This window comes from Thiomonas sp. TH-17 (assembly GCF_057473305.1).
In genome coordinates this window covers 1-12,420 of the sequence record NZ_JBYCKI010000312.1, presented here as the reverse complement: position 1 = coordinate 12,420, position 12,420 = coordinate 1, and the positions used below count along the sequence as shown (strand labels likewise).

The window sequence follows — 12,420 nt, the reverse complement described above, 5'->3', positions numbered from 1 at the left end:
CGGCGGCGTGCTGTCGCTGTTTACGCGGAGGGGCGTGCGTGTCTTCTGAAACCCTCCTTCAGCTTCAGGGCGTGAACAAGCGCTTCGGCGGCCATGTGGTGCTGAACGACGTCAGCTTCAGCCTCGCGCCGGGCGAGATCGTCGGCCTGGTCGGCCCCAACGGTTCAGGCAAGACCACGACCATCAATGTCATCTCGGGCCTCTACCGCGCAGACAGCGGCAGTATTGCGTTCGACGGCAAGCCGGTGCACAAGGTGCCGATGCACAAGCTGGCGCAGCTCGGCATCAACCGCACTTTTCAGGTGCCCAAGACTTTTCGCGATATGACGGTGCGCGAGAACATCGAAGTGGCCGCGCACTTCGGCCATGCCGCGGGCGCGGTGGACATCAACGCCATCCTCCACGACATCGAGTTGGACAAGCAGGCCGACAAGCTGGCGGGCTCGCTCACGGTCAACCAGCAAAAGCTGCTCGATCTGGGGCGCGCGTTGGCCACGGGGCCGAAGCTGCTGCTGGTCGATGAAATCGGCGCCGGGCTCAACCCGGCCGAGTTGGGCGGCATTGCCGAGTTGCTGCGCAAGCTGTCGCAGCGCGGCATTGCCCTCATCGTGGTGGAACATCTGATGGCGTTTCTCGGCAGCATCACGCAGCGCGTCATCGTGCTGGGGGCCGGGCGCATGTTGTTCGAGGGCTCGCTCGACGCCGCCTCGCGCCACCCGGAAGTCGTGGCCGCATTCTTCGGGGGCGAAGCATGAGCGCATCGGATGCGAACACCGTCGCCCTGCTTTCGGTGCGCGATGTGCAGACGGGCTATGGCGCGCTGCAAGTGCTCTGGGGCGTCGATCTGGAGGTGATGCCCGGCGAGACGGTGCTGCTGCTCGGCGCCAACAGCGCGGGCAAGTCCACCCTGCTGCGCACCTTCATCGGGCTGCTGCCGTGCTGGCGGGGCGAGATCGCCTTCGAGGGCGAACGCATCGACCGCCTCGCGCCTGACCAGCGCATTCGCCGCGGCATGGCCTATATGTCGGAACTCGGGGTGTTTCCCACCCTGTCGATCGACGAGAACATCGCCCTGGGCGGCTACTTTCTGCCCGATGCGCAGATTCGCAAACGCAAGGAGCAACTCTTCGCGCTGTTCCCCGATCTCGCCGCCAAGCGACGCGACGCGGCGGGCACGCTGTCGGGCGGGCAGCGCAAGATGCTGGGCATCGCCAAGGTGCTGATCTCCGAGCCCAAGCTGCTGCTGATGGACGAGCCGTCCTCGGGCCTGGCGCCGGTGTTCGTCAAGCAGGTCATCGAGGTACTCAAGACCAGCATCGGCGCGGGCACCGCCCTGCTCATCGCCGAGCAGAACGTGGCCTTTCTGGAGCTGGCCGACCGCGGCTATCTGATCGATCACGGCAAGGTGCGGCTCTCGGGCACGCGGGCCGAACTCGAAGCCAGCGACGCGGTTCGCGAGACTTACTTCGGCCTGTAAACTCCGCGGCAACGATGCGGCGTGTTGTAGCGTCGCTGCCGCCATGCCCTATTCCGCCTCCCGACAAGACGCTTTCAAACAGACCACCTATCGCCGCATCTACCCGCTGCGCGTGGTCGGCATGGGGCTGGGCGGGCTGGCAATTGCCGGGGTGCTGATCGAACAGCACGCGCACCCGTGGCGCTGGGCGATGATGATCGTGTGTTGCCTGCTGTGGCCGCAGATCGCCCTGCTGCGCGCGCGGCTGAGCGCCGACAGCTACCGCGCTGAAAAACACAACCTGCTGATCGACTCGGCCATCGCCGGCATGTGGGTGGCGCTGATGCATTTCAACCTGCTGCCCAGCGTGGTGCTGGTCACCGTCACCACCTTCGACAAACTCAGCAGCGGCATGCGCCGCCTGTGGCTGACCTCGCTGCCGGGGCTGTTTGGCGCGGCGGCGCTCACCGCGTTGATCGTGCACCCGCCGGTGCAACTGGAAAGCTCGCTGCTGGTTGTTCTCTGCACCTTGCCGCTGCTGGTGGTGCATACCCTGTCGAGCAGCATCGGCAGCTACCGGCTCATCCGCACCGTGTCGCGACAAAACAAGTTGCTGGAACAACTGCGCCGCACCGATGTGCAAACCGGGCTGTTCGCCCGCGACCACTGGCAGCAGCAGGCCGACGCCGCGCTGCAGCTTTTTCAGGCCGTGGGGCAACCGGCCTGCCTGCTGATGATCGACGTCGATCACTTCAAGCAGGTGAACGATACCTACGGCCACACGGCCGGAGACGATGCCATTCGCGCGGTGGGGCAACTCATCCGCGACTGCATCCGCGACGAGGATTGCGCCGGTCGCTACGGCGGCGACGAGTTTGCGGTGCTGTGCCAGAACACCGGCCAGTCCGATGCGCTGGGCATCGCCGAGCGCATCCGCACCGAGTTGCTGACGCTGCGGTTGCCGAATCACCCGGAGGTGCGGCTGAGCAGCAGTATTGGCGTGGCCGCTGCCGCCCCGGAATTCAGCAACCTGCAGGCCTGGATGCAAGCCGCCGACGCCGCGCTTTACTCGGCCAAGCACCAAGGGCGCAACCAGGTGGCGGATCACCCGACTGCGCCTCATGCCGTCGGGCCGGTTCACCCCGCCTGAATCGAAAACCACCGCCAGGAGCCTGTGGGGCATGAGTCGCGTAGAGCGAAAAAAGGGTGTGGGGATGGCCTGCGGCGGCGGATTTGCCGCCCCATAGCCGAAGCTATGGGGCAAAAAGCCGCTGCTGCAGGACGCCGCACAGCCTTTTTGCAGCCCGCGATCCTCAAGCCCCACAGGCTCCTAGCGGCAATAGTTGGCAATTCGCCCGCCGCAGGCCGCTCCCGCCCCTTCAATTGAGGGGGATGCCCGTTTACATTTCTTGGCATTGATGCGCACTTACCCCGCCCCCATGCCGCACGACGCCCAAATCACGACCGCACCGCAAGCCATTGCCGCTGCACGTGTGCGGCTGTTGCTCGCCACGGTGCCGGTTTCTGCCGTGGCCAACGCCTCAGTGGCGCTCATCGCCCTGGCGTTTCTGCATGGCAGCGCACCCGTCGGCTTTTACGCGGTCTGGGGTGGCGTGATGATCGGCCTGCAGGCGATTCGCCTGTTGGTCTGGCTGATCTGGCGCGGCCTGCCGGCCGAAAGTCTTCGCCCAGTGCAGCGCTCGCTGCGGCTGCGCGTACTGCGGGCCGCGTCGTGGGCCACGGGGATGAGTTGGGGCGCGATTCCTGCCGCGCTCTTTCCCGCCAGCCCCATCGAGCAGTCGTTCGTGGCCTTCTTCCTGGCCGGGGTGAGCGGGGCTGCGGTGGCGGGTCTGGCCTTCGATGCCTGGGCTTCCGGGCTGTTCGTCGTCTCGGTCATCGTGCCTCTGGCGCTGCGCCTGGTGGGGGTGCAGACCTCTTTGTCCACGGCGATGGCGGCCATGGTTTGCATTTATCTGCTCTACCTCGGCGTGGCCATACGCCGCGGACAGCTCCAGTTCCTGCAAATGCTCGACTGGCGCACGCGGGCCGAAACGGCGCGCGCACGCACCGCGCGGCAAGCCCAACTCAACGCCCTGCTGGCCGAAGCCAACCAGCTTGGCGCCAGTGCGACCACCGCCACAGCGCTCTATGCCGCGATCTGCCGCGCCTACGCGGCGCTTGAAAATCTGGCGCCGCTGAGCATCGTGCAGCGCGACCCCGACGCAGGGGGTTTCGAGATTGCCGCGCAGTCCGGCCCGGTGCCGATGGACGTGCTGGACACCCCCCTGCTCGACACCGCCTGGCGCCAGAACCGCCCGCAGTTCCAGGGCGATGGCCGCACGCTGGACGCCTGTATCCCGCTGCATGCGCAGGGGCAGGTGTGCGCCCTGCTGCGCGTGGTCTGCGCCAACGCGGCTGAGCGAGCCCCTTGCGAGATGGACGACAGCCTGCGCGACTGGCTGCTCAACCTCGCCGCTAGCGTGGATCGCGGGCTGCAAGCCATCAGCCAGCGCGAGCGCATCGACCGGCTGCAAAACCTCTACCGCGCCCTGATCAGCGAAGGCGAAGTGGTGCTGCAGTCGCGCAGCGCGGAAGAGATGCTGCAGCGCACCTGCGACACCCTCGCCACCGACACCCAGTTCCATGCCGCCTGGCTGGCACGGCCGGACGACAGCGGCGCCTTTCGCGTGCTGGCGCGCGCAGGCGAAGGCGCCCAGCAGCTCGATCACTTTCGCGTGCATCTGAACGACGCCAACCGCGCGCCCCTGGTGCTGCGCGTCTGGGATACGCAGACGCTGCAGGTCTGCAACGACCTGCTCCGCGACCCGGACATGCAGCCCTGGCACCCCTCGCTGTCGCGCCATCGCTGGCATGCCGCCCTGGCCGCCCCCGTGCGGCGCGGCGACGCGCTGTGGGGTGTGCTGGTGTTCACCTCGCCGCTGGCGCAGGCCTTCGACGAGCAGACCATCGCCCTATGCGAGCAGGTCGCGGCCCTGCTGGGCTATGGGCTCGATGAACTCGACGTGAAAGAGCGGCTGAGCCATCTGCAGCGCGTTGAAGCCCACCGCGCGAGGCACGACACCCTCACCGGCCTGCCCAACCGCTATGCCCTCGAACAATACCTGCCCGAAGTCATCGCCCGCGCGCGTCGGCAAGGCAGCCTGTTCGCCGTGGGCATGATCGATCTCGACGGCTTCAAGCTGATCAACGACACCTGGGGCCACAGCGCGGGCGACCGCGTGCTGCGCGAACTCACCCGCCGCCTGCAGGCCGTGCAGCGCCAGACCGATTTCCTGGTGCGCCTGGGCGGAGACGAATTCGTCGTGGTGATGGAAGACCTCAACCCGCTCGAAATCCAGAGCGGCTATGCCAACAGCGTGCAGCGCCTGCGACAAGCCGTTGCCGCCCCGTTCGACATTGCCCCGAATGTGCAACTGCCCATCGACATGAGCATCGGCATCTCCGCCTACCCACTCGACGCGCAAGACGCCGACACCCTGATGCGGCTGGCCGACAAAGCGATGTATGCGGCCAAATCGGAAAACAGAACCTCAGCGAATTCCCCCTGAATCGCGTGAGCACTGAAAAATGCGCTACTTCACCAATGGCCTGATGGTGGTGAAGCCCCCGTCCACCGCGATGCACTGGCCGGTGATACGGCTGGCGGACTCTGACAGCAGAAACGCCATGACTTCGGCGATTTGCTCGGCCGTCTGCACCCCGCCCAGCGGATATTGCTTGCCCGCGCCTTCGCGCATGGCGGCCACTTTGAGCATGCCTGCGGTCAAGGGCGTATCCGTCATGCCGGGCGCCACGGCGTTGACGCGCAGGCCGATCGGCGCGTAGGTCGCCGCCGCGCTGCGCACCAGTCCTTCCACGCCCGCTTTGGCCGCAGCAATGGCTTCGTGGTTGGCCACGCCGATCTGCGCAACGACAGAACTCACCAGCACCGCCGCGCCCGGTTGCTGCGCCTCGCGGCGCGCCTCGATCCACGCGCCGAGCATGCACAGCGCGCTGTCGAGGTTGACGCGCAGCACCTCGCGCCATTGCTGGGCGCTGGTACGGTGCAACGGTGCGATCAGGGTGCTGCCCACGCAATGCGCCAGATGCGACGGCGTCTGGCCCAGTTGCTCCGCGCACTGCGCAATGGCCTGCGCCGCGCCCTCGGGCGTGGTGACGTCCGCGGCAATGCGCACGCTGGACGGCACATCGGCCAGCACCGTCACGTCGCGCCCAACACCGGCAACGCGCCAGCCCTGCGCATGCAATTGCGCACTCAGCGCCCGGCCCATGCCGCCGCGCGCACCGGTAATCAAAACAATGGGTTGCTCACTCATGAAACAAGTCTCCTTGAATAGACGATGACGCTGAAAGGATTTGCACGCGCGACCAATACGCAGAAAACGAGCGGCAACGCTGCGTCGGCTCGGCAAAAGCCGATGGCGGCGCGGCCAGAGCAAGAGCGTTCCAGGCTGCGGAAAGATGCGGGTTTTGCCAGCCTTGCACCGAGCGCGCCGCCTTGAGCGCCTCCAGCAAAGAGGCCGTCGTCCCAAACCAGCGCACGGGCGCAAGCGCCTGCATGCGCGCGGCCACAAACTGCCAACGCGCGGCAGACCAAGGCCAGCGCGTATGCCAATCGGCATCGCAAACCGCGACTGGATGCCTGCCTTCTGGAACCTGCCCCAGCGCCCAGGGATGAATCAGCCACACATCCTGTGCGGCCACGGCCCGCGCATCCGCCTGCGAAAACCCGCCGGCTGGCGGCTCGGAGAACAAGGCGGGTTCTGCCACGCCGAAAAATTCGCCCGGTTCAGCGCCGAGGTCTTGTGGCTGACGCGCAAGCGCATCCAGCCTTTCGTAAGTCGCATCGATCACGGTGCCCGGGCTATGCCAGGCATGAGGCGCGTACTTCGCCACGTTGTCGGCATTGAACAGATAGGGTTTGGAGCTGCCCGTACCCGCCACCCATTGCCAAGACAGGTGGTTGCTGGCGAGATCGCCATCGAGCAGGTGCGCAACCATCCAGTCGGCCCCGGCGCGCCAATGCACCTTGCGCACATGCACGGTGTAGGAAGCCAGCCACATGCGCGCGTGGTTGTGCAGATAGCCTGTGGCATAGAGCGTGCGCACGGCCTGGTCGATCACCGGTACGCCAGTGCGGCCTTCGCGCAGATCCGCAGGCAAGGCTGGGGCGTAAGCACGGTCTGGCAGCGGGCCGGGATGCTGCGATTGCAGAATGCCGTTGCCCTCGTGTCGCCAAACCTGCTGAAAAAAAGCGCGCCAACCGAGTTCCTGCAACAGCTTGTCCTGAAGCCCGAGGCCGCGGCGCATCGACAGGTGCTGCACCACGTCGCGCAGACCGAGAAATCCATGCGTCAAATACGGTGAGAGCCGGGTGACGCGCCCTTCCAAATGGTTGCGGCTGCGGGCATAGTCTGCAGGACGCACCGCCGCGAGAAGACGCTGCGCTGCCGCAAGGGTCGGCTCGAAAAGCGCAGGCGGTTCGGTTGCCAGAGTCACGCCGCGTCCCGGATCGACTGGGCTTGCGCCTGGATGTGCGCGCGCTCGTCGGCCGACAACCGCGCCAGATTGCGCACCTGCATCACGGTGCGCGGATTGGCCGCAAGACGCGCCTCGTGCCGCAGCAAAAAGTCCCAGTACAGCGTGGTATAGGGGCAAGCTCGGGGGCCGGTGCGCTGCGCCGGATCGAACCGGCAGGCCGCGCACAGGCTGCCTCCGCTCATGCGCTGAATGTATTTGCCGCTGGCGATGTAGGGCTTGCTGGCCATCAGACCGTCGTCCGCCGCCTGGCTCATCCCCAGGGTGTTGGGCAGTTCCACCCATTCCACCGCATCGACATACACGGCCAAAAACCACTGGTGCACCTGCTGCGGCTGCACCCCGTGCAGCAAGGCATACAGCCCGATGACCATCAGCCGCTGGATGTGATGGGCGTAGCCGTAGCGCAGGGTTTGCGCCAGGGCATCACGCAGGCAGGCCATGTCGGTCTGACCGGTCCAGAACCAGGCGGGCAACGGCGCCTGCGCGTCCAGCGCGTTGCGGTCGGCGTAGCCGGGCATCTGCGTCCAGTAAATGCCGCGCACATATTCGCGCCAGCCCAGAATCTGGCGGATAAAGCCTTCGGCGCTGTGCAGCGGCGCTTCGCCCTGGCGCCAGGCGGTCTGCGCCGCCTCGACCACTTCGCGCGGATTCAGGAGCTTGAGGTTGAGCGCCGCAGAAAGGTGGGCATGCCAGAGCCAGGGCTCGTTGGGCCAGAGTGCGTCTTGCCACTGGCCGAACTGCGGCAGGCGTTCGCGCATGAAGCGAGCCAGCGCCTGCAAGGCCTGCGGCCGCGTCACCGGCCAGGCGAAATCATCCAGCAGGCCCGGGTGGCTGGCGAAGCGCTGATTCACCCGTGCGATGACCTCGCGAGTGATGGCGTCTGGCGCAAACTGCGTCGGGCTGGGCACCTGGCCGGGGCCGGACTTGGGAAACGCCTCGCGGTTGTCGGCATCGAAATTCCACTGTCCGCCAGCGGGCTGATCACCCTCCATCAACACGTCGTGTCGCTGACGCATGGCGCGGTAGAAAAACTCCATGCGCAACTGTTTACGACCCCGGGCGTGCGCGGCAAAGTCGCTGGGCGAAGCGTAGAAGTGCCGGTCTTCGCGCACTTCCAGCGGCACCTCGTGGGCAGCCGCCACGGCCTTGATCGACTCCAGCACCCGCCAGTCGCCGGGCTGGGTCATGACCAACTGCGCGGGGTGCAGGCGCTGCACAGCGCGCTGCAGTTCCGCAGCCAAACTGCCCGCGTTCGCGGCGTCGTCAAGCTCGGTGTAATGCACTGTGAGGCCGGCGGCACGCAGGTCTGCCGCAAAGTGGCGCATCGCGGCCAGAAACAAGGCAATGCGCGGCTTGGAAGACCAGACATGGGTGGACTCTTCCGCCACCTCGGCCATCCACACCGCATCCTGCGCCGGGTCGAACCCATCGAACGCGCTGGCCTGCGGGTCGAGCTGATCACCCAGCACCAGCACCAAATGGCGCAGCGGGCTCGCAGGATCAGGGCTTGTCATGCAACGCTCCAATCTGGCTCTTGGCCTTGTTCCGGTTCTTGCGGCAGGCTTGCGAGCAGTAGCGCACCGCCTCCCAGTTCTTCGCCCAGGCGCGACGCCAGCTCATGGGGCGACCGCACCCCGCACAGGGTTTGCTGGCCAGAGCCGCCTTGTTTCCCTTGTGACCGCTTGCCGCTGCGCTCATTCGAATAGCTCCTGCTGTCGCGGTAGTGCGGGCTGCGCGACGGCCTTGCGCGAGCGGGAGCCGCTGGGCGGCAGGCCGCTCTTGCGCGAGCCGTGCCGCTGTTGCACCGCCCGTGCCTCGTCGTTCGCCTGTGGGTTTTGGCGGATGGCGTAAATGCGGTCTTTGGCCTGCTTGACGGCGCTGCGCTCGTTGACGATGGGCGGCGGATAAGCCGAAGTCCCCCACTCCGGCACCCACTGGCGGACGAACTCGCCCTGCGGATCATGGTCAGTCTGCTGCTTGGCCGGGGAATACACGCGCAGGGTGTTGATGCCCGTGGTGCCCGATTGCATTTGCATCTGGCTCCAGTGAATGCCCGTCTCGAAATCGAGAAACTGCCGCGCCAGATGCAGCCCCGGCTCGCGCCAATGCAACCAGAGGTGATAGGCGGCAAAACTCACCAGCATGGCGCGCATGCGAAAGTTGATCCAGCCGGTTGCGTTGAGGCAACGCATGCAGGCGTCCACCATCGGGAAGCCGGTGTTGCCACTGCGCCAGGCCTCGAAATACACGGGTTTGAATTCGGGCTCGCGCAAACCGTCGTAGGCGCGCGCAAAGTTGTGGAACTCGATGCCCGGTTCATCTTCAAGCTTTTGCATGAAGTGGCAATGCCAGCGCAGCCGCCCGGCAAAACCGCGCAGGTGATACGCCATGCTGCGCGCCGATGGCTCGCCGCTGGCCTGCAGGGCGCGAATGCGCTGCTCGGTGGCTTGATGCACCTGCCGCATGGAGAGCGTGCCAAAGGCCAGATGCGCGCTCAAGCGCGAGCAGCCGCGTTCTGCCGTCAGCGGGCTGGAAAGATCGCGCCGGTACTGCGCGCCCCGCGTATCCAGAAAGCTGTGCAAGGTGGTGAGCGCCGCCGCCGTGCCCGCAGCGGGCGTGGGGCGGGCCGCGGGCAGGCGCAGGTCGCGCAGGGCCGGAAAGTCGCCCGCTGCCAACGGCTTGGATGCGTCGCGCAGGGCTTGCGGTGAGGGCACCTGCGGCGCATCCATGCGCCTTTGCCAGCGGGCCGCCCAACCCGCACGATCTCTCAGACGGCGCACCACGCCGTTTTGCGGCCACTCCTGCCAGATCACGCCTTGCTCGCCACACCAACGCGCCACCCGCTTGTCGCGCGCATAGGTCCAGCCTGGGCCGGTTTCTTCGTGGCTAAAAAGATGGGTGAAACGCACCTCGTGGCGAATGTCCTCGAACACCTGGGGCACATCGCCCACGCGCACCAACAGCCTGAGCCCAAGGGCTGCGAGCGACGCCCGCAGCGCGGACACGCAAACCGCCGCGAACTGCACATGCTGCGCATCGCACTCCGGGCTGTCGATCCACTCCGGTTCCATCACGAAAAGCGCCAGCGCCGCATCGCATTGCGCGGCGGCGTGCAAAGCGGCGTGATCCTGCACACGCAGGTCGCGTTTGAACCAAACGAGCGCCAGAGTTGACATGATTTGATGATGCCATGTCCCCATCGCACGCCGCTGCGCGCCGTGGAGTGCCATGACGGCGCCTACGGAAATTTCCGCCGCTTCACAACGTGGCCGCCAAAACCCCACGCAAACTATTGACCACGGCGATTTGCTCGGCGTGCAGCAGTGCATCGGCTTGGAGCACGCACTCGCGCACGACGCCGTGGTCGATCAGCCATTGCCGCCCGACTCCGGGCAGCAGACCGCTTGCCAGCGCCGGCGTGCACCACGCGCCGCCCACGCGAAGCAGCAGTGAACTGCGCCCGCCTTCGCACAATTCGCCGCGTTCGTTGCAGAAGATCTGGTCGAACGCGCCTTGCGCCTCGGCGGCGCGCCAGGCGGCGTCGTAGCGGGAGCGGTGGGTGGTTTTGTGGCGCAGGAACAGGTCGGCCGAATCGAGCGCCTCGGCGGCCCGCAGCAGCCGCACCGGTTGTTGCGGCGTTGGCGGCAGGTGCTGCACATCCAGCTCCCAGGCTCCACTTTTATGCAGCACCAGCCGGGTGCGCCAGGGCGCGGGGGCGAGTGCGGCGCAGGCGGCTGACCACGAGTCGTCAGGCTCAACAAGCGCGGGAGCAGAAGACGGAACGAGGCTGCGATGCGCTTCGGCCAGGGCTTGCCGGAGCGCGGCCAGATCGCAGGCAAAGCCGAAAAACGCTGCCGACCGCGCCAACCGCGCCAAATGCCGCTCGATGCGCCCGGCCTGCGCGGGCCAGACGGCGGCGAAGGTTTCGATCAGACCGAAGCCCGGATCGTGCGAGGTGACGAAGCGCAGCTTGTCCCAGCATTCCTGCCACTCGGCGACGGGGTCAGAGTCGATCACCACCCCGCTGCCCACGCCCAATCGAAAAGCGCGGGTTCCGGCGGCTTCTCCCGTGGTCTGCACGGCGTCTTCAACCTGCAAGGTGCGAATGGGCACGCTGAACACGGCCAGCGGCCCTTGCCCGGTGTCGCGCGGATCGATGAAGCCCAGCGCGCCGGTATAAAGCCCGCGCGGCCCGCCCTCCAGCGCGCGAATGATCTCCATGCTTTTGCGCTTGGGCGCGCCCGTCACCGAGCCGCAGGGAAACAGCGCGGCAAAAATCTCCGCCCAACGCCATGGCCCGCCGCGCTCGTCGAGCACGGCCTGCACGCTGGAGGTCATCTGCCACACGGTCGGGTAAGGCTCGACGGTGAAGCGCTCGGGCACGCGCACCGAACCCGGCACGGCCAGCCGCCCCAGATCGTTGCGCAACAGATCGAGAATCATCAGGTTTTCGGCGAGGTTCTTGGGGTCGGCGGCGAGCGCCAGCGCGGCCTGCGCGTCGGCCTCTTCGTTCGCCTGGCGCGGGGCGGTGCCCTTCATGGGCCGTGCGCGCAGCAGGTTGCCATCGCGCGAGAAAAACAGTTCGGGCGAAAAACTCAAGACCCAGCGCCCGCCGAGTTTGGCCAGGCAGGAATAGCGCGTGGGCTGCGCCCGCCGCAGCGCGGAATAAAGCGCCAGCGGGTGGCCGAACACCTGCCCGCGCAAGGGCCAGGTGAAGTTGACCTGATAGCTGTCGCCCGCGCGCAGATGCTCGGCAATGCACGCCAGCGCGGCGGTGTAGTCCGCCTGTGTGATGCTGGGCTGCAGTCCGGCCACGCCACAGGGCGCATCGGGCTCCGGCAACGACGCGGCCTGCGCCTGCAGCCATTGCGTAACGTCTTGCGCGCTCAAGGAGTTCGCCGTGGCGAAAGCCCGCGCCTCGACCAGCGGTTGCGCAGGCTGCTCGCGCTCATGCCCAGGCAGCCCGGCAAGCGCCGGGGCGGCTTCGTAGGCCACGAAGAGCGCCGCCTGCAGCCCATGCGCCAAGGCTTGCTCCAGCTCGTCGAAGGCGGGCAAGACTTCGGCTAGCGTACCCGCCTGCCATTGCCGCTCGGCGCCGAGCATCAGGCGACTGGAGGGCTGCGCGGGGCTGGCCTGCGCGTCATCGAACAACACAAAATCCTGCATCATTCCGCCCCGATCTGCCGGGAAAACCCCTGTGTGTGAGCCCCTACAAATGCGACGTTTTGCCGCACGAAAGCCCCTACCGTGGGCAATAGATTGTGTGGCTTCGATCTCTCGTCACATTTTGTCATCATGTCGTTCGCATCCCCCAAACCGCTCGTCCCCACCGTTCTGGCCCTCGCCGTCTCTGCCCTGTTCAGCCCGCTGGCTGCGCAGGCTGCCGAAAGCGCCAGTACCCT

General features: G+C 66.7%; 10 protein-coding genes. 4 read left to right on the top strand and 6 right to left on the bottom strand.

Annotated elements, in window-relative coordinates; genetic code table 11:
* Positions 1-38 precede the first annotated feature (38 nt).
* The 4 genes from AC2VLV_RS17010 (at position 39) to AC2VLV_RS16995 (ending at position 5,025) form a co-directional block, all read left to right on the top strand.
* Complete coding sequence (locus tag AC2VLV_RS17010; protein WP_276706124.1) at positions 39-755, top strand: ABC transporter ATP-binding protein; 717 nt, start codon at positions 39-41, stop codon at positions 753-755.
* Positions 752-1,477 (top strand): ABC transporter ATP-binding protein, encoded by a 726-nt coding sequence (locus AC2VLV_RS17005; protein WP_486991090.1) that lies wholly within the window; start codon positions 752-754, stop codon positions 1,475-1,477. The genes AC2VLV_RS17010 and AC2VLV_RS17005 overlap by 4 nt, the downstream gene beginning before the upstream one ends.
* 43 nt (positions 1,478-1,520) lie before the next feature.
* Positions 1,521-2,606 (top strand): diguanylate cyclase, encoded by a 1,086-nt coding sequence (locus AC2VLV_RS17000; RefSeq protein WP_486991089.1) that lies wholly within the window; start codon positions 1,521-1,523, stop codon positions 2,604-2,606.
* 289 nt (positions 2,607-2,895) lie between these two features.
* The gene (locus AC2VLV_RS16995) at positions 2,896-5,025 is read left to right on the top strand and encodes a diguanylate cyclase domain-containing protein (protein WP_486991088.1); all 2,130 of its coding nucleotides are present in this window, start codon (positions 2,896-2,898) and stop codon (positions 5,023-5,025) included.
* A gap of 24 nt (positions 5,026-5,049) precedes the next feature.
* On the opposite strand, the gene AC2VLV_RS16990 is transcribed toward AC2VLV_RS16995, so the two are convergent.
* The 6 genes from AC2VLV_RS16990 to AC2VLV_RS16965 form a co-directional block, all read right to left on the bottom strand.
* Positions 5,050-5,793, bottom strand: a complete 744-nt coding sequence (locus AC2VLV_RS16990) for an SDR family NAD(P)-dependent oxidoreductase (RefSeq protein ID WP_486991087.1) — start codon at positions 5,791-5,793, stop codon at positions 5,050-5,052.
* Positions 5,786-6,976, bottom strand: coding sequence for an FAD-binding domain-containing protein (locus AC2VLV_RS16985; RefSeq protein WP_486991086.1), 1,191 nt, complete (start codon positions 6,974-6,976; stop codon positions 5,786-5,788). Before AC2VLV_RS16985 ends, AC2VLV_RS16990 begins: the two co-directional genes overlap by 8 nt.
* Positions 6,973-8,532 carry a cryptochrome/photolyase family protein gene (locus AC2VLV_RS16980; protein ID WP_486991085.1) on the bottom strand — a complete coding sequence of 520 codons (1,560 nt, stop codon included), beginning with the start codon at positions 8,530-8,532 and terminating at the stop codon, positions 6,973-6,975. The genes AC2VLV_RS16985 and AC2VLV_RS16980 overlap by 4 nt, the downstream gene beginning before the upstream one ends.
* Entirely contained in the window at positions 8,519-8,716 is a 198-nt protein-coding gene (locus AC2VLV_RS16975; protein WP_486991084.1) for a DUF2256 domain-containing protein, read from the bottom strand. The genes AC2VLV_RS16980 and AC2VLV_RS16975 overlap by 14 nt, the downstream gene beginning before the upstream one ends.
* Complete coding sequence (locus AC2VLV_RS16970; protein WP_486991083.1) at positions 8,713-10,194, bottom strand: cryptochrome/deoxyribodipyrimidine photo-lyase family protein; 1,482 nt, start codon at positions 10,192-10,194, stop codon at positions 8,713-8,715. Before AC2VLV_RS16970 ends, AC2VLV_RS16975 begins: the two co-directional genes overlap by 4 nt.
* Positions 10,195-10,276: 82 nt before the next feature.
* Positions 10,277-12,187 carry a chorismate-binding protein gene (locus AC2VLV_RS16965; RefSeq protein WP_486991082.1) on the bottom strand — a complete coding sequence of 637 codons (1,911 nt, stop codon included), beginning with the start codon at positions 12,185-12,187 and terminating at the stop codon, positions 10,277-10,279.
* Positions 12,188-12,420 lie beyond the last annotated feature (233 nt).

Bases quoted from the DNA above. Each gene is read 5' to 3' on its own strand.
- AC2VLV_RS16995 (WP_486991088.1), top strand. From the start codon at position 2,896: ATGCCGCACGACGCCCAAATCACGACCGCACCGCAAGCCATTGCCGCT.
- AC2VLV_RS17000 (WP_486991089.1), top strand. From the start codon at position 1,521: ATGCCCTATTCCGCCTCCCGACAAGACGCTTTCAAACAGACCACCTAT.
- AC2VLV_RS16990 (WP_486991087.1), bottom strand. From the start codon at position 5,793: ATGAGTGAGCAACCCATTGTTTTGATTACCGGTGCGCGCGGCGGCATG.
- AC2VLV_RS16970 (WP_486991083.1), bottom strand. From the start codon at position 10,194: ATGTCAACTCTGGCGCTCGTTTGGTTCAAACGCGACCTGCGTGTGCAG.
- AC2VLV_RS16965 (WP_486991082.1), bottom strand. From the start codon at position 12,187: ATGATGCAGGATTTTGTGTTGTTCGATGACGCGCAGGCCAGCCCCGCG.
- AC2VLV_RS17005 (WP_486991090.1), top strand. From the start codon at position 752: ATGAGCGCATCGGATGCGAACACCGTCGCCCTGCTTTCGGTGCGCGAT.
- AC2VLV_RS16975 (WP_486991084.1), bottom strand. From the start codon at position 8,716: ATGAGCGCAGCGGCAAGCGGTCACAAGGGAAACAAGGCGGCTCTGGCC.
- AC2VLV_RS16980 (WP_486991085.1), bottom strand. From the start codon at position 8,532: ATGACAAGCCCTGATCCTGCGAGCCCGCTGCGCCATTTGGTGCTGGTG.